This is a genomic window from Pontibacter aydingkolensis (genome assembly GCF_019443125.1).
Taxonomy (GTDB): domain Bacteria; phylum Bacteroidota; class Bacteroidia; order Cytophagales; family Hymenobacteraceae; genus Pontibacter; species Pontibacter aydingkolensis.
Genome location: NZ_JAHYXK010000017.1, coordinates 40,769 through 56,481, shown reverse-complemented (window position 1 = coordinate 56,481; position 15,713 = coordinate 40,769). Strand labels below are relative to the sequence as shown.

Below are 15,713 nucleotides of genomic sequence, written 5' to 3'. Positions count from 1 at the left end.
GTACTAAACCCTATGAACCGCAAAGAACTGCTTCCCATCCAACTCATTCCATTAGGTGATAAAGCTGTTGTGCTACAGTTTGGGGAGGAAGTTTCGGAGGGCACGCAGAGCAAGATACAGGCCGTGGCACATTACCTGGACAGCCATCCCACACCCGGCATTCTGGAGTATGTACCAGCCTATACTACCCTAACTGTATACTATGATCCATGGATACTAAGCGAAAAAGGGAAAAAAAACCCCTACGATAAAGTAGTAGGCATACTTCAAAGTGCCTTATCTAAAGCAAAAGATGACCATAAAGCAAATGGCAAAAGGTTAGTAGAGATACCGGTTTGTTACGGCGGTGCTTTTGGCCCTGACCTGGAAGAAGTGGCTGAAAAAAACAACCTGACACCCGAAAAGGTAGTTGAGCTACACACTAAAAAATCATACCTGGTGCACATGATTGGCTTTGCACCTGGCTTCCCGTACCTGGGTGGCATGGATAAACGCATTGCAACGCCGCGCAAAAGTAAGCCAAGAGCAGTTATACCCGCCGGGTCTGTAGGCATAGCCGGTACACAAACAGGTGTTTACCCACTCGAAACACCGGGAGGCTGGCAACTGATCGGCCGTACGCCGTTAACGCTTTTTAACCCGGAGCGGGAAGAGCCAAGTATTCTGAAAGCCGGTGACCAGGTGCGGTTTATAGCAATCTCTGAACAAGAATTTAAAAAACAGGTGAAGCTGCATGAGCATTAAGGTAATAAAGCCCGGCCTGCTTACCACAGTGCAGGACATGGGCCGGTACAAACACCAACAGGAAGGCGTTATCGTTAGCGGTGCCATGGATACCTTTGCCATGCGCATCGCCAACCTCCTTGTGGGTAACCCTGAAAACACAGCCACCTTGGAGGCCACGCTACAGGGCCCTACATTATACTTTGAGCAGGACCAGCTGGTAGCGCTTACTGGTGCCGATATGGCCGCAAGTATAAATAATGAGCCTGTGCGTATGTGGCGGCCATTGCTGGTAAGAGCAGGTAGCACTCTGGTTTTAAAAAATGCGAAACATGGCTGCCGTACTTACCTTGCCATTGCAGGCGGAATAGATGTGCCAAGTATTATGGGCAGCGCCTCTACCTATTTGCGTGCCGTATTTGGAGGTTACCAAGGCAGGTCTTTACTGGCCGACGACATGCTTTCTTGCCATGAATCCACAAATAAAGTTGCTGCGCTTGAGCTTAAATTGACCGATGAGGCGATTGGCAATTGGTTTTCCCAACCTAACTGGACACTAGAACCACAGTCATACATGGTTTACGAAGATCAGCCTGTTATCAGGGCTATGAAGGGTCTGGAACATGACCTATTTAAAGAATCCAGCCAGGAAGGCTTCTGGCAAAGCCAGTTTCAGGTTACAGCGCAGTCCGACAGGATGGGGTACCGGTTGCTGGGCCAGAGCTTACTGCTTTCAGAGCACAAAGACCTGCTCTCCAGTGCCGTTACCTTTGGCACGGTGCAGGTACCGCCGGAGGGCATGCCCATTATACTTATGGCTGATCACCAGACTACAGGCGGCTACCCGCGAATAGCACAGGTTATAGCAGCCGACCTGCCAAAACTTGCCCAGGTGCAGCCAGGCAGAATTATTCAGTTTAAAGAAGTAAGTTTACAGGATGCGCACGCACTCTACTTAAAACAGGAAGCTGACCTGGAGCAACTGAAAAGCGCCCTTAGCCTAAAATTTACCAAAGTATGATACCAACCGGTGAGCAACCGCTGACAACAGACCTTAACTGCGACATGGGAGAAAGCTTCGGAGCCTATACTTTAGGCAACGATGAGGCTATACTTCCTTTCGTTACCTCTGCCAACATTGCCTGCGGCTACCATGCCGGCGACCCCTTGGTTATGCAAAAAACCGTAGAGCTGGCCTTACAGCACAACGTTGCCATTGGCGCACATCCCGGCCTGCCCGACCTTGTTGGTTTCGGACGCCGGGAAATGGCTGTAAGTCCGGCTGAAGTGTATGCCATGGTAGTTTACCAGGTTGGTGCTATGCAGGCTTTTGTAAAAGCTGGAGGCGCTGTACTGCATCATGTAAAACCACATGGCGCTCTTTACAACATGGCCGCTGTAAATCCTGCCCTTGGCCGGGCCATTGCCGAGGCGATGTATAAAATATGTCCTGATGCGGTATTGTATGGTTTGGCAGGCAGCGAACTGATAAAAGCCGGTAAAGCCATCGGGCTAAAAACCGCCAGCGAAGTATTTGCAGACAGAACTTACCAGCAGGATGGCACTTTAACCTCCCGTAAGCAACCAGATGCGCTGATAACTGATCCGGAGCTGGCGTTAAAGCAAGTTATCCGCATGATAAAGGAAGGAAAGGTAAGATCGCAGCAGGGCACCGATGTAAGTATAAAGGCCGATACAGTTTGCATTCACGGTGATGGTGCGCATGCGCTGGAGTTTGCAAAGTATATCCACGAAACGCTTAACAAAGAAGGTATCCGGCTAAAGGCAATTTAAACTATGCTAAAAAACAAGAACTGGGGTGTGCTACTTGGCGCTGCCTTTCTCATGGCCACTTCTGCCGTTGGTCCGGGTTTCCTGACACAAACTACTGTTTTCACCCAAACACTTGGGGCTAGCTTTGGCTTTGTTATACTTGTCTCTATCATCCTGGATATTGGCGCACAGCTAAATGTATGGCGCGTAATTGCCGTGTCCGAGAAACGTGCCCAGGATATTGCAAACCTTGTACTGCCGGGCCTGGGCATGTTCATTTCTGTGCTGATCGTGCTGGGTGGCTTTGCGTTTAACATTGGTAACATTGGCGGCGCCGGACTTGGCTTTAACGTGCTGTTTGGGCTAAGTCCGGAAGCAGGTGCCATACTTGCCGCTGCTATTGCCGTGGGTATTTTCCTGGTGCGTGAGGCTAAAAAAGTGATGGACAGGTTTGCGCAGGTAATGGGGTTGCTCCTTATTTTACTGATGGTGTACGTGGCATTTACCTCATCTCCTCCCCTTGCCGAAGCCGCTATAAAATCCATACTTCCGGACGAGATCAGCTTTACGGCCATTGTTACATTGGTAGGTGGCACAGTTGGCGGCTACATTACCTTCGCCGGCGGACACAGGCTTCTGGATGCCGGTATAAAAGGCAGAGCTGCTTTGCCAGAGGTAACCCAAAGCGCTGTATCCGGTATTACTATTGCCTCCGTTATCAGGGTGTTTCTTTTTCTGGCAGCACTAGGCGTTGTAAGTAAAGGTCTGGTGTTAGACGAGAGTAACCCTCCGGCTTCGGTTTTTCAGTTGGCGGCAGGCAACCTGGGCTATAAAATATTTGGTGTGGTGATGTTATCTGCGGCTATTACCTCGGTTATCGGTTCGGCTTATACTTCGGTATCGTTCATCAAATCGTTTAAACCAGCTTTCGAGAAATATGAGAACTGGCTCATCATTGGGTTTATACTTATCTCTACTATAATTTTTGTAACCATCGGCAAACCGGTACACCTGCTTATACTTGCCGGTGCCTTAAACGGACTTATACTTCCGATAACGCTTGGCACCATACTATGGGCAGCACACAAACGCAAGGTAGTCGGTGATTATAAGCATCCAGTACTACTCACGATTTTCGGAGCGCTGGTTGTAATGGTGATGGCCTGGATGGGAGCCTATACTTTGGTTGAGCAGCTTCCCGCCTTGTTTAAGTAGATTGTTGTTGGTTTTTGGTTACTTATGATTGTAGAGACGCAATACTTTGCGGCTTGCTCAAAAGACCTCACAGTGTTTTGAAAACCTGTGAGTGTCTTTGGCAGTAGCCTTTGCTTCGTTGAGACAAGACACTCAAAGGTCTGGAAGACGCTGTGAGGTCATCGTGGATTTACACTTAGGCTGAAATTTAAGGTATAGAGTATGGCTCACGGAAGTCTGAAGACTTCCTATCATGCAGAGTCTCACAAGTCACCGCTATCGCTGAAGACTTGCACCAGGAAAGGCCTGTTACCATGGCAAACAAGACGCAAAGTGTTGCGTCTCTGCATTCCCGAAAAACAATCAACAACTAATCCTTAAGCTCATCAAAGCTATACTTTGCTCCACTCCAGAACTCATCGAGGGCAATTATGCGGGGTTTAAAAAAAGAGATAAGGGCCGGCCAGTCGTCCTGGTTAAAAACACTCACGCCGGGCAGTTCAGTGTAAATTCTGCTGATGGTTTTGCCTTCACTGTTTACCGCATGTAGTTCCCATTCCCACTCCTCACCCAAATACTCGTGCAGCAGGCTTTTAAGCTCTATAAACTGCTCAAAGAACAATTCCTGAATATCTGGGTCAGAATGAGTAAGTTCAATGGCAATAGAGGCCATTTTCTTATCAGCCTGCATCCGGAAGTATACATGCTTTAGCCCGGTTTTGTAGTTAGACCAGTTTATTTTATAGCCGTCGGCGGATGGATGCGGGGCTATGTACTGCCCGAAAGCTGTCCAGAATGCCTGCCTTAATTGTGATGCCTGCTCGCGGGAATACATGTAATTAGATTTAGATAACAGGTTTATACTTACAGCAAATTATGCAATTAACAGCTTTCATACAGCCAGTAGATGCTTACTCTTCCTGAACCTGATCTATGGTCTTACGCTTTTTGTCTTTTATCTCTTTAAAATAGCTGGGTGTAAGGCCGGTTACCTTTTTAAACTGGTTAGATAAATGCGCCACACTGCTGTAACCTAACTGATAGGCTATTTCCTTCAAACTTAACTCGTTATAGACAAGCAATTCTTTTACCCGTTCTATACGTTGGAGTATAAGATATTTTTCAATGGTAACACCTTCGTGCGACGAGAAAAGCGAACTGATATAGCTATACTCCATGCCTAATCTTTCAGACAGGAAATCAGAGATGTTGATGTGGCGGTCTGCTTCTCCCTGGCGATGGACCAACTCAATAATCACCAGCTTTACCTGCTCAATCAACTGGGTCTTGCGGTCATCGAGTAATTCAAAGCCACTTGCGACTAACACCTCCCTTATCCTGGCAACATCAAAATCATTGACCACACTGCTGATCTCGGCCTCACCCAGCGTTACATGGAGCACCTTATACCCCAACTTTTCAAGCTCTTCGGATACTACCCTGTTACAGCGGGCGCACACCATATTCTTTATATGTAGTTTTAAGGTTGCCATGGCAGTATATTTTATACAAAGTTAAATATCTAACGGCATACGCAAATCACATTCTACACAAATTTGTAAAAGCAGCACTATACTCTAGATAAATAAACCTCTCCGTATTTAAGTCAGAACTCAGTGACATAAATTCACACAACCTTTAACACAGCACTTTATACTTTGCACAGTACAATTTATAGTGAAAATAATTTGTATTTTTTATTGCACGTTTGTGAAGTATAATCCGAATTAATACTTAATTTCAAAGAAATTTTACATGCCAAATAAAGTAAGCTATAGTATAAATCAGCCATAAAATTATGTCGGTTGATATAGCTATATATATCATTTACACTACCCTTTAACAGACTTATAAACAAAAGAGAGTAACTACATTTAGCATAAGTGAGATGAGTCTGTTAACTTCAGATTTTTACAAACAATTACTGGTAAACAGTACCGACCTGCTTTCTGTAATAGATGAAACAGGCGTTTATAAATTTGTAGGTGATTCTGTTATCTCTATTTTAGGGTATACGCCAGAGGAACTCGTAGGTAATAGCGCATTTAGTTACTTACATCCAGACGATGTTCCGGCCACAATGGCGTTGCTAGAGCAAGCATCAGCAACCGATAAAATAATTACTCCTCCCTTTCGCTTTTTGTCCAAACACGATGGCTGGCGCTGGATAGAATGCACTATAACCAACCAGTTGCATAACGAGGCCATTAAGGGGTATATTACCAATTCACGGGATATAACAGAAACTTTAGAGGAAAGATCTAAAAAAGACCTTCACCAGGCCTATTATAAGTCGCTTTTTGAAGCGCACCCCGACGCTGTTTTTTCGCTGGATAAGCAGGGTTACTTTAAATCTTTAAACAGGCAGTTTAGCCTTATCTTAGGATTTCCGGAAGATGTACTGCTGCGCGCGCATTTTACAGAGTTTATAGTTAAAAATGACTTAAGCCTGGTGCGAACCATGTTTTTGAACGCTACCGAAGGTACTGCACAAACCTTGGAGTTTAGAGTGACAGATGCCGACAATATAGTAAAAGTAATACACGTAACTCTGTTGCCTGTATACCTGCAGGGTAGTGTTATTGGTGTACAGGGTATTGGCAAAGATATTACAGAAACTCTTTTTGCCGAGCAACTGGTAAAAGAGCGTACCGAGCAACTTAGAAAAATACTGGAAAGTGTAACAGAACCGTTTATTGCTCTGGATGCGGACTGGCGGTATACTTTTGTGAACAAGGCCTACTGCGAACTGATAGGCGACTCCTTCGACTTTTTCAATGGGCAGGTTATCTGGCAGCTGTATCCCGATCTGCTCCACTCTGAATTCTACCAAAAATGCCAGAAAGTCGCTGAAACAGGGAAAACAGAATATCTTGAAGAGGTCTTTATAATAAATGGGCTCGTAACGCTCAGTTTCAGCATATTCCCCTTCGATGGGGGCATCGCCATACATTTTGTTGACGTAACAGCACAAAGCGCCTTAAAACGCGAAATGGAGAAATTGTCGCTGGTTGCCAGTAAAACAATAAACGGGGTAGTGATCATGGACCCGACAGGCAAAATAGAATGGGTAAACGATGGTTTTACCAGGTTATCCGGTTACAGTAGAAACGAAGTTGTTGGCTTGGTGCCAAGTATGCTGCTACAGGGGAATGCAACCGACCCTGAAACTGAAAGTTATATCCGCCAGAAGTACCAGGAACAAGTATACTTTAATGCAGAAGTACTTAACTATCGCAAGAGCGGTGAGCCATATTGGGTTAACATCGATGTCACTCCAATTAAAGGTCCGGACGAAAAGTTAATTAATTACATCGCTATTCAAACCGACATCACTGAAAAAAAGAAAGCCGAGGCAGAACTGGTTAAGCTTGCCGACGACCTTTATAAACAAAATCTTAACCTGCAGCAGTTTACGTACATGGTATCGCATAACCTCAGGGCGCCTGTGGCAAATGCCTTAGGCCTAACCAGGTTAATCAGTAAAATTGATGCCGGATCTCCTCAGTTTAACTCCATCCTGAATAAGCTGGAAACCTCTGTTTATCAATTGGATACTGTAATTAAAGACATTAGCAACATTTTATCTGTACGCGACGCAGCCCGTACATTGCCCCGCGAAATGGTTAACATACTGGCCATTGTTACAGATGTACTCACACCATTTGAGGATGAACTGACTTCAGGCAATTGTTTGGTAACTTTGGATATTGATCGTAGCTTTGGGATGATGGCGAATAAAGCCTACCTGTACAGCATACTACAGAACCTGGTATCTAACGCTATAAAATACCGCTCTCCCGATCGTGCATTGACTTTAGACATTAGTGTAAAAAAGGATAAGCGCGGCTTTGTGTACACTATAAGCGATAACGGCCTGGGGATGGATATGCATGTTGTAGAAAACCAACTTTTTAAATTGTATAAGCGTTTTCATCCTAGCACACACGGTAAAGGCATAGGCTTGTTTCTTGTAAAAACACAGGTAGAAACTATTGGTGGCAAAATAATGGTAGATAGTGCAGTCGGTATAGGTACAACATTTAAATTACTCCTGGGGGCAAAGCATGTACAATAAAGTACTTATTATTGACGACGACGAGATCAGTATTTTCTTAACAAAAACCATACTGGAGGTGGCTCATTTTGCCCGCGTCTTTGTTGGTTTTCAGAGCGCTCATGACGCCCTTACAGAACTAGTATCGGCACTACGCAATGACTGCACACAACAATTACCCGATATCATTTTTCTGGACCTTAACATGCCTTTTATGAGTGGCTGGGAACTGCTGGACTCACTGCTGCCTTACGAGAACGTATTGCGTAACAAATGCCTGATCTACATTCTCACCTCTTCAGTAGATGCCAGTGAAATCGAAAAAGCCGCAAAGTATAAACTCGTAACCGGGTTTCTGCAAAAACCACTTGATGAGCACGCCATAGCCAGTATAAGCAAAAAAGTATAGCTATTGTACTTTTATACTATCATAGCTTGTCTTCTGTAATTTCGCACCACTATTTAAATGCAGTAGCTACACGTATAAAAACGAGCTATCAACCATCATAGCCACGACCCGGTAACCTATAGTTTTTTGATGCGTTTGATAAAGGTAAATATAGCTTTTCCAAGAAAAACACATTTACAGGAAGAGCCATGCATTAATATAAAAAATGACTATGAAAAAGTATATATCGGCCTGCCTGCTGGCAGGCTTAATGTCCGTATGGAGTTCCTGTTCCACAAACCCAGTAACAGGAAAGAAAAACGTGGCCCTGATGTCAGAAGGCCAAGAACTGGCTATGGGACAGGAAGCCGACCCACAGATTGTGGCACAGTTCGGCCTTTACGATAACCCCGCCATGCAGCGCTTTATTGATGTGAAAGGACAGCAGATGGTCGCTATCTCACACCGCAGTGATATAAAGTATAGTTTTAAGGTACTCGACTCGCCTGTGCTAAATGCATTTGCCGTGCCTGGCGGATACGTATACTTTACGCGCGGAATTATGGCGCACTTTAACAACGAAGCCCAGTTTGCCGGTGTGCTTGGTCACGAGATCGGCCACATTGCCGCACGTCACACGGTCCAGCAGCAAAGTAAAGCCATACTTGCCCAGGTTGGCTTGATAGCCGGAATGGTGCTTGCTCCTGAACTGGCACAGTTTGGTGAGGCGGCATCTCAGGGCTTAGGTTTGCTTTTTCTTAAGTTCGGCCGCGATGCCGAACGTGAGTCTGACAGGTTAGGTGTAGAGTACTCAACAAAAATAGGATATGATGCCGATGAGATGGCTGACTTCTTTTTAACGCTGCAGCGCAAGCAACAGGAAAGCGGATCAGCTTTACCGGAATTCCTTTCCACTCACCCTGACCCGGGTAACCGCTATACTACGGTGCAGCAGCTAGCCACTGAATGGAAACAGAAACTTAGCTTGACCACATTGGATGTGAACCGTAATAACTATCTAAAGATGATAGATGGCATGATCTATGGCGAAGACCCGAAGCAGGGCTTTGTGGAGAACCACGTCTTTTATCATCCGGAGTTAAAATTTCAGTTCCAGATTCCTACTAATTGGTCTTACCTGAATTCGCCTCAGGTGTTTCAGATGGGGGATAAAGATGGTAAAGCCATGATGAACCTGACGCTTGCTCCAGGTAACTCATTACAGGAGGCGGCACAGCAGATGATGCAGCGGTACAGTCTTACGCCTGTAAAATCAGGAAATACAACAGTAAACGGCTTGCCGGCGCTAGCTATTATTGCAGATCAACAGCAACAGCAGCAGCAGCAACAGCAGGCAACCATCCGGACACTTACCTACCTGATCCAATATGACGGCCGAATTTACAGCATCATGGGCATTACTACAGCACCTCAGTTCGATGCTTACGCACAACTGTTCAGCAACACCATGGAAAGCTTCAGGCACCTAACAGACGCCTCTAAAATAAACAAACAACCAGAGCGTATACAAATCAAACCGGTAAAGCAAACTGCTACGCTGGCACAGGCACTACAGTCGTACTCACAAGACAGTAAGCGGCTGGAAGAAGTAGCTGTGCTAAACGGTATGCAGTTACAGGACCGCGTTGAAAAAGGTATGTTGATAAAAGTTATTGAGTAGATACTTATAAAGTAAACTCTAAACCTTATAAAAAGGGTGATGTAGTAACTGCATCACCCTTTTTATACTTTTAAGCTAACCATCATTCTAAAGCTTGTCAGCAAAAGTATAAACTAAAACAAGGCCAAAGATTATACTCAAGCTTAAACCCCGATGTCTTCGTTCCAGAGGCAGGGATTTTCTTTGATAAACTGTTGCATCAGGTTATAGCACTCCTCGTTGTTCAGTACCTCCACCTCTACTCCTCTGCTGCGCAGCAGTTCCTCCTCTCCCATAAAGGTAAGATTCTCCCCGATAACCACTCTCGGAATACCGTACAACAGCATAGTGCCGGAACACATCGGGCATGGCGATAAGGTAGTATACATGATGCATTCGCGGTAAACAGAGGCTGGCTGGCGTCCGGCATTTTCAAGCGCATCCATCTCGCCATGCAAAACCACGCTTCCCTGCTGCACGCGTTTATTGTGTCCCCGGCCTATTATTGTGCCATTGTGTACCAACACAGAGCCAATTGGTATACCGCCCTCTGCATATCCTTTTTTTGCCTCCTCTAGGGCAACCTTTAAAAATTCGTCCATTGTTTTAAGATTTGTGTAATGATGTACCTGCTCTGGGTAGTATAAGTTACTTGCTATCATGGCCATTTACCCTTTTATACGTTTACCTGACTTTGTACGCAGCATGTGTTTTTGACAGTAACACAATTACGATTACAGCGAACCCCAGGGTAGGCAGGTACAGATAGAGCATATTCTGGAGTGAACTCAGGTATTGGGTATGTATAGTGGTTACTGGCTCAAAAAGGCTTAAGCGATCACCTGAAAATACATACTGGTCTACGAGATTCCAGCCCAGGTGCAAACCTACAGGCAATGCCAGGGAGCGGGTTCTGGAATAGGAATACGCGAACATTAGCCCCCAGACACCGGTATAGAAAAACACCCAGGCCATGACCACCGGAGCTCCAAGAATACCAAATGTGAACCAATAATAAATGCCGAATGCCGCAGCGCTTAAAAAGTTAGCTTTGCATTCGCCCAGGTAGCCGATGGCCTTGTAAAGTATATAGCCCCTAAACAGCAACTCCTCATAAACCACCGAGTTAATTACAGTATAAAGGCCTGTAAGCAGGTAACCCGAACTTATACTTGTGGCAGGTACCCAGGCAAAATTTGCTGCAAAAGAAAAAGTATACTTAATAAGTATGGCCAGAATAGCCGTTGCTAAAAGACCCAGGCTGAATTGAAGTAACCTGTACAAGGGAGGTGTAAGCCCCAAAGCGTTTTTTAATTGCTTGTGCTCCAGACGCAATAAAAACCAGGTGATCACAAGTATAACGATGTTACCAAGCATAGTTTCAGGCTTAAAGCTATACTTAAATCTATCTTAACTGCACCGGTTTTACAAAATATAGCGCTTAAATCTGTTACCCATCATCATACTAGAGTAGTAGTTAAGTATAAAACTGGCTTGTTTAGGAAGAGGGATCTTGCCGGGGCATCTCCTGCCCTTCAAAAGTCTGGTAAAATCGTGTTGTCGGATAGGCAAACTGGATATCTGCGGTACTTGCAAAGGCGTTGAGCACATCTTCCCATATGTCATGCTCGCTTTGCCTGCGCCGCATGATGCTGCACATGTAGCGCATCGTTAACTTTACCCCATACTCCCTTACCTCTGTGTATACTTTTGGGCCGAAATCCTCATAAAAAATAAGGTGTTGCTGTGATTGCCACTTTACCTGGTTAAGGGCCTGCTCTGAGAGATGCTCGCCGTGGCGCTCAACAATTTCGGCAAGCAAAGCTTTGGCTCTGTGCCTGTTACTCTCAAAGGTTATCCTTACAGTTAATTCATTCCAGATAAATGGAAAGCCATAGTTATAGTTTGCCTGCTCCTCCGTAAAAATCCTTGCATTCGGAATATGCACCACGCGTCCTGTTGCCTGGTCTGCATCTACCCATCCCCTTATCTCGTTTATAGTAAACTGGAAAAGCCTTTGGTCAATCACATCGCCAATATACTCTCCCACCTGAATTCTGTCTCCTATCCTGAACGGACGCTTCCAGATGATAATGAGCCAGCCTGCAATATTTAAAAGTGGTTCGCGCAAAGCCAGAACCAAGCCGGCAGAGAGCAATCCCATAAAAGTTGCGATAGACCTGAATCCCCCAAACCAGACATTTACAAGAAACAGCAATCCGGCAATGGTAATGATATAGTTTGTGAACTTGCGCCACTTGTACCGCTTGCGTATGTCCTTTTCCCTTTTAAAAACAACCTGCAACACGAGGGTACTAACCAGCCATAGCCCCAGCACCACAGCCAGCGTTAAAAACAGGTGTTCATAAAACTCAGCGCTAAGCCCAGTAACCCGTTCAAGCCAAAGTATAAAGTCGCGCATACTTTATGCCATACGCGAGTAAGTAAATCAGGTATAAATGTTACTCAAGCAGCAAATACAACCACAAGATTCAGAGCTAAAAGATAGTTTATACTTTTAATGCCACTTAGTCATATGATCTGCATGTGTTTTTAAGTACGCGCCTGGCTTGTAGAACTTATCGTAGAACTCCAGGTCGAGGTGGTGCGCCTGCAGGTAGGTAAGCATAAAAATAGAGGGTACTGTTGCCGGAAACTTGCCAAAGGTATCATAAACGTATTGTGCCTGCAATGCAACGCATTCTCTGAACCGTTCGTCGTGCACCTGCGCTGCTCCCCGCACTTTTGCTGTTTCTTTCCATGGTCCGGAAGTGGCTTCGTTAAAAGGCCCACCTTTGCCGAATTTACGGTCGCAAACTGCCTCAACGGCTGCACGCATGTCGGGGTAATGCGGTGGACAGAATCCTTCCATCACGCCTTTTAAACCTGTTGGGTTTGGATACGGCCAGTTGTCGTTTGTATCGTACCGGAAACCCAGGCCGGGCACATCCGGGTTACCGCTGGCCCCCAGCACACTGAACAGGTCTATGCCATCGTACATCCAGCCGCCCAGACCCATTGCCTGCAACATTAAAGCGCCGGCATAACAACCGGTTGATAGTTCTACGGTTACCTCGGTCAGCGCTAACTGCTCCAGAAACGTTATGTTCCAGTTATTGGTGATGTCTACCATGTCTTTATACTTTTCGATGCCGGGTATGGGTCGCTTATTTATATCATCGGTCAGTACCATGCCATTTTGCAGCATATAGCATAAACTAAGCAACACATGCTGCGCCAGGTCTGCCACCGGAAAAACCAGCAGTGTGCCCGGCTTATTGGCTACCCACGTATTGTGCGCCTCTACGTAAGGCACCTCAGAGGGCAGGCGCAAACGGCCATCCTGCAGTTTTCTTACATTACTTTTTAATGCAGAAAGTATAGCATCATGATCCAGAGAGCCGTCCTGGTTTCTGTCTGCGGCTGCAGGAGCATCGCGGTTATCCAGCACATATACACCCTCATCATCGGTAAAAAAAGTCTTGCTGGTATGAAACCCCGCTGCTGACGGGAAAGTACGCCCACCCGCTGCAGCCGCGTAGTTTGAAAGGTGTGGTGCATACCGCTGTGCCCGTTGTATCATGTAGTGCCAGCCTGTGTTGCCACCGCATGCCGTAACTACCAACAGCTTCTCAAGTTCAGAGAGAGGCACAGGCTTGTGCTTTGATTTGTAGGCAAAGACACCGTCAGGTATTTCAGCACCCATAAAAAAACGCCGTGACCTGCGTCCCAGCAATGCCTCAACCAGTCCAAACGCTAGCATCTCAGTAAATCCCTGGGGTAACTGATTATCGTTCATAAGCAAGCCTGTAAAGTATACTTTAAGTTTACTCCCAACCTTGATAACTGTTTAACCATTAACGCGATATATTAAGCCATTCAGTAAATTTCCTGCTTTAAAAAGTTAGGTTGGAGCGTTATGGGAAAGATTTTTGAAAAAATATCACATTTATATAATTTTTTTGTCCTTTTTTTTTAATTACCGTATAACAACGAAAATAACACATCTTATTACCCATTAATTTACAGGAGGTTAGTATGGGAACAGTCAGAAGTATCTTACAAGCTAAAGGAAATTCAATTTTCGCTGTTCATCCCAATGATACTGTTTTTAGCGCGCTGGAAGAGATGGTGGAGAAAAACGTAGGCGCATTAGTAGTATTAGACGAAACAGAACATTTTGCCGGCATTTTTACGGAGCGTGACTATGCACGCAAAGTGATCCTGAAAGGCAAAGCCTCCAAAGAAACCCGCATTAAAGAAGTGATGACCGAGCATCCGGTTTCTGTAACACCGGACAACACACTTGAAGAATGCATGAGCCTGATGACAACCAAGTACATCCGGCACCTTCCTGTTTTCGAAGCTGGTAGCCTTGTCGGCCTGATCTCGATCGGCGACATTGTGAAGTATATAATCGACGAGCAAAAATTCATAATCGAGAATCTCGAGCATTACATTTCCGGTACCTGATGGTTAGTTAAGCCCAGGGTTCGGAATTGAATTAGGGAGCTTGACAAAAGAAAGTATGATAAAGGACAAAGGACTTAAAGCAGGTTGTTGCCCTTTCATCATCTGATACAGGCAAAGTCACACATGTGCACTTGGGTTGTTTTTTGTCGTGTTGCTTACCTACACAGGATGTTTCACTTAAATGCCGCCGCAGGGCGGAGTGGTTGTGTATGCTTCAGGAAAATAGTGTGGTATTGTGGCCTTTGCTTGTATATGGCGCCATTGTGCTTAGCCTCATCGCGCTTATCATGAGTCTGTCTTACGTGCTTGGCCAGCAGCATAACGAGCGTGCCACCGGGCAGCCTTACGAAGGCGGTATACTTAGCGCCGGTTCTGCACGTCTCCGCTTCTCCTCTCAGTTTTACCTTGTTGCCATGCTCTTTGTCATCTTCGACGTGGAAACGGTATTTATACTTGCCTGGGCTATAGCCTTTCGGGATCTTGGTTGGTACGGCTACATAGGCGTGGTGGTGTTTATACTTTTGCTGGTGGTGGTGTTGGTCTACGAATGGCGAAACGGAGCCCTGGACTTTGGCCCGGACGGAAAAAAGATACTGAAAGCCTATAAGAAGCTGCTGAACAAGCCAGTTGACGAAGGACGTATCTCGTAGCACGATCTAAATTATACAAAGGACTTTTTGACAAAACACAATGGACCTGAGACAAAAGGATTGATTTTTAAAAGGTCTGCCCGAATAACCAATAACGAACAACTAATAACGAGCCTATGAAATGGTGGCTAAGTAAACCCAACGCACCGGCAAATACCGTGAAAGGTACAGGTTCTTACGAGGAAGCTGTGCAGCAAAGTATCATGCTTACCACGGTGCAGGACCTGCTGGCCTGGGGGCGCAAAAATTCCATGTGGCCGTTCCACTTTGGTTTATCGTGTTGTTTTGTGGAGATGGCCACCAGCATGACACCAAAGTATGATGTGGCCCGATTTGGTGCGGAGGTTATTCGTGGTACTCCCCGTGAAGCCGATGTGATGATCATTGCCGGAACGGTTTTCATTAAAATGGCCCCTATCATAAAGCGTTTGCACGAGCAGATGATGGAGCCCAAATGGGTGATCTCAATGGGTTCCTGCGCAAACAGCGGTGGTATGTATGATATCTATAGCGTGGTGCAGGGCGTGGATAAATTTTTACCGGTGGATGTGTACGTACCAGGCTGCCCGCCAAGACCCGATGCGTTTATGGAAGGCCTGATGCTGCTGGCTGAAAGTGTTGGCAAAGAACGTAGGCCACTTAGCTGGACCATTGGTGAGCAAGGCATCATCAAACCTGACAAAATAGAAGTGAACGAACGCAAAAAAGAACGCTGGAAAACCATGACTGAATTCCGCTCGCCAGATGAAGTTTAGGAGTTAGAGAAGTATTGACCTCACAGTGTCTTTAAGACCT

The 15,713-nt window shown here is 45.6% G+C and carries 16 protein-coding genes; 10 read left to right on the top strand and 6 right to left on the bottom strand.

Annotation, left to right across the window (positions count from 1 at the left end; all coding sequences use genetic code 11):
- Positions 1-12: 12 nt before the first annotated feature.
- From pxpB to K0O23_RS16425, 4 genes are read left to right on the top strand one after another with little or no spacing between them, the layout of a single operon-like run.
- Positions 13-744: a 5-oxoprolinase subunit PxpB gene (pxpB, locus tag K0O23_RS16440; protein ID WP_219878540.1), complete on the top strand. Its 732-nt coding sequence runs from the start codon at positions 13-15 to the stop codon at positions 742-744.
- Positions 734-1,744 (top strand): 5-oxoprolinase subunit C family protein, encoded by a 1,011-nt coding sequence (locus tag K0O23_RS16435; RefSeq protein WP_219878539.1) that lies wholly within the window; start codon positions 734-736, stop codon positions 1,742-1,744. Before pxpB ends, K0O23_RS16435 begins: the two co-directional genes overlap by 11 nt.
- Positions 1,741-2,517 (top strand): LamB/YcsF family protein, encoded by a 777-nt coding sequence (locus K0O23_RS16430; protein WP_219878538.1) that lies wholly within the window; start codon positions 1,741-1,743, stop codon positions 2,515-2,517. Before K0O23_RS16435 ends, K0O23_RS16430 begins: the two co-directional genes overlap by 4 nt.
- Positions 2,518-2,520: 3 nt before the next feature.
- Positions 2,521-3,711 carry an NRAMP family divalent metal transporter gene (locus K0O23_RS16425; RefSeq protein WP_219878537.1) on the top strand — a complete coding sequence of 397 codons (1,191 nt, stop codon included), beginning with the start codon at positions 2,521-2,523 and terminating at the stop codon, positions 3,709-3,711.
- Between the two features lie 349 nt (positions 3,712-4,060).
- On the opposite strand, the gene K0O23_RS16420 is transcribed toward K0O23_RS16425, so the two are convergent.
- Together K0O23_RS16420 and K0O23_RS16415 are read right to left on the bottom strand one after the other, a co-directional pair.
- Positions 4,061-4,525: a DUF4268 domain-containing protein gene (locus K0O23_RS16420; protein ID WP_219878536.1), complete on the bottom strand. Its 465-nt coding sequence runs from the start codon at positions 4,523-4,525 to the stop codon at positions 4,061-4,063.
- A 76-nt stretch (positions 4,526-4,601) separates the two neighbouring features.
- Positions 4,602-5,183, bottom strand: a complete 582-nt coding sequence (locus K0O23_RS16415; protein WP_219878535.1) for an AraC family transcriptional regulator — start codon at positions 5,181-5,183, stop codon at positions 4,602-4,604.
- 395 nt (positions 5,184-5,578) lie between these two features.
- Between K0O23_RS16415 and K0O23_RS16410 the strand changes: the two genes are divergently transcribed.
- The 3 genes from K0O23_RS16410 to K0O23_RS16400 all read left to right on the top strand — a co-directional run bounded on the left by K0O23_RS16410 (position 5,579) and on the right by K0O23_RS16400 (position 9,816).
- Positions 5,579-7,768 (top strand): PAS domain-containing sensor histidine kinase, encoded by a 2,190-nt coding sequence (locus K0O23_RS16410; protein WP_219878534.1) that lies wholly within the window; start codon positions 5,579-5,581, stop codon positions 7,766-7,768.
- Positions 7,758-8,156: a response regulator gene (locus tag K0O23_RS16405; protein WP_219878533.1), complete on the top strand. Its 399-nt coding sequence runs from the start codon at positions 7,758-7,760 to the stop codon at positions 8,154-8,156. Before K0O23_RS16410 ends, K0O23_RS16405 begins: the two co-directional genes overlap by 11 nt.
- 211 nt (positions 8,157-8,367) lie before the next feature.
- Entirely contained in the window at positions 8,368-9,816 is a 1,449-nt protein-coding gene (locus tag K0O23_RS16400; protein WP_219878532.1) for a M48 family metalloprotease, read from the top strand.
- A gap of 143 nt (positions 9,817-9,959) precedes the next feature.
- On the opposite strand, the gene K0O23_RS16395 is transcribed toward K0O23_RS16400, so the two are convergent.
- The 4 genes from K0O23_RS16395 to K0O23_RS16380 all read right to left on the bottom strand — a co-directional run bounded on the left by K0O23_RS16395 (position 9,960) and on the right by K0O23_RS16380 (position 13,594).
- Positions 9,960-10,397: a nucleoside deaminase gene (locus K0O23_RS16395; protein WP_219878531.1), complete on the bottom strand. Its 438-nt coding sequence runs from the start codon at positions 10,395-10,397 to the stop codon at positions 9,960-9,962.
- 82 nt (positions 10,398-10,479) lie between these two features.
- Positions 10,480-11,172: a CPBP family intramembrane glutamic endopeptidase gene (locus K0O23_RS16390; protein WP_219878530.1), complete on the bottom strand. Its 693-nt coding sequence runs from the start codon at positions 11,170-11,172 to the stop codon at positions 10,480-10,482.
- A gap of 121 nt (positions 11,173-11,293) precedes the next feature.
- Positions 11,294-12,217, bottom strand: coding sequence for a mechanosensitive ion channel family protein (locus tag K0O23_RS16385; protein WP_219878529.1), 924 nt, complete (start codon positions 12,215-12,217; stop codon positions 11,294-11,296).
- Between the two features lie 96 nt (positions 12,218-12,313).
- Positions 12,314-13,594: a hypothetical protein gene (locus tag K0O23_RS16380; RefSeq protein WP_246597161.1), complete on the bottom strand. Its 1,281-nt coding sequence runs from the start codon at positions 13,592-13,594 to the stop codon at positions 12,314-12,316.
- A 239-nt stretch (positions 13,595-13,833) separates the two neighbouring features.
- Between K0O23_RS16380 and K0O23_RS16375 the strand changes: the two genes are divergently transcribed.
- The 3 genes from K0O23_RS16375 to K0O23_RS16365 all read left to right on the top strand — a co-directional run bounded on the left by K0O23_RS16375 (position 13,834) and on the right by K0O23_RS16365 (position 15,673).
- A complete protein-coding gene (locus K0O23_RS16375; RefSeq protein ID WP_219878528.1) occupies positions 13,834-14,268 on the top strand; it encodes a CBS domain-containing protein in 435 nt (144 codons plus the stop codon).
- A 209-nt stretch (positions 14,269-14,477) separates the two neighbouring features.
- Positions 14,478-14,918 (top strand): NADH-quinone oxidoreductase subunit A, encoded by a 441-nt coding sequence (locus tag K0O23_RS16370; RefSeq protein WP_219878527.1) that lies wholly within the window; start codon positions 14,478-14,480, stop codon positions 14,916-14,918.
- A gap of 116 nt (positions 14,919-15,034) precedes the next feature.
- A complete protein-coding gene (locus tag K0O23_RS16365; protein ID WP_219878526.1) occupies positions 15,035-15,673 on the top strand; it encodes an NADH-quinone oxidoreductase subunit B in 639 nt (212 codons plus the stop codon).
- The last annotated feature ends 40 nt before the right edge of the window (positions 15,674-15,713 follow it).

Bases quoted from the DNA above. Each gene is read 5' to 3' on its own strand.
- pxpB (WP_219878540.1), top strand. From the start codon at position 13: ATGAACCGCAAAGAACTGCTTCCCATCCAACTCATTCCATTAGGTGAT.
- K0O23_RS16435 (WP_219878539.1), top strand. From the start codon at position 734: ATGAGCATTAAGGTAATAAAGCCCGGCCTGCTTACCACAGTGCAGGAC.
- K0O23_RS16430 (WP_219878538.1), top strand. From the start codon at position 1,741: ATGATACCAACCGGTGAGCAACCGCTGACAACAGACCTTAACTGCGAC.
- K0O23_RS16425 (WP_219878537.1), top strand. From the start codon at position 2,521: ATGCTAAAAAACAAGAACTGGGGTGTGCTACTTGGCGCTGCCTTTCTC.
- K0O23_RS16420 (WP_219878536.1), bottom strand. From the start codon at position 4,525: ATGTATTCCCGCGAGCAGGCATCACAATTAAGGCAGGCATTCTGGACA.
- K0O23_RS16415 (WP_219878535.1), bottom strand. From the start codon at position 5,183: ATGGCAACCTTAAAACTACATATAAAGAATATGGTGTGCGCCCGCTGT.
- K0O23_RS16410 (WP_219878534.1), top strand. From the start codon at position 5,579: ATGAGTCTGTTAACTTCAGATTTTTACAAACAATTACTGGTAAACAGT.
- K0O23_RS16405 (WP_219878533.1), top strand. From the start codon at position 7,758: ATGTACAATAAAGTACTTATTATTGACGACGACGAGATCAGTATTTTC.
- K0O23_RS16400 (WP_219878532.1), top strand. From the start codon at position 8,368: ATGAAAAAGTATATATCGGCCTGCCTGCTGGCAGGCTTAATGTCCGTA.
- K0O23_RS16395 (WP_219878531.1), bottom strand. From the start codon at position 10,397: ATGGACGAATTTTTAAAGGTTGCCCTAGAGGAGGCAAAAAAAGGATAT.
- K0O23_RS16390 (WP_219878530.1), bottom strand. From the start codon at position 11,172: ATGCTTGGTAACATCGTTATACTTGTGATCACCTGGTTTTTATTGCGT.
- K0O23_RS16385 (WP_219878529.1), bottom strand. From the start codon at position 12,217: ATGCGCGACTTTATACTTTGGCTTGAACGGGTTACTGGGCTTAGCGCT.
- K0O23_RS16380 (WP_246597161.1), bottom strand. From the start codon at position 13,594: ATGAACGATAATCAGTTACCCCAGGGATTTACTGAGATGCTAGCGTTT.
- K0O23_RS16375 (WP_219878528.1), top strand. From the start codon at position 13,834: ATGGGAACAGTCAGAAGTATCTTACAAGCTAAAGGAAATTCAATTTTC.
- K0O23_RS16370 (WP_219878527.1), top strand. From the start codon at position 14,478: ATGCTTCAGGAAAATAGTGTGGTATTGTGGCCTTTGCTTGTATATGGC.
- K0O23_RS16365 (WP_219878526.1), top strand. From the start codon at position 15,035: ATGAAATGGTGGCTAAGTAAACCCAACGCACCGGCAAATACCGTGAAA.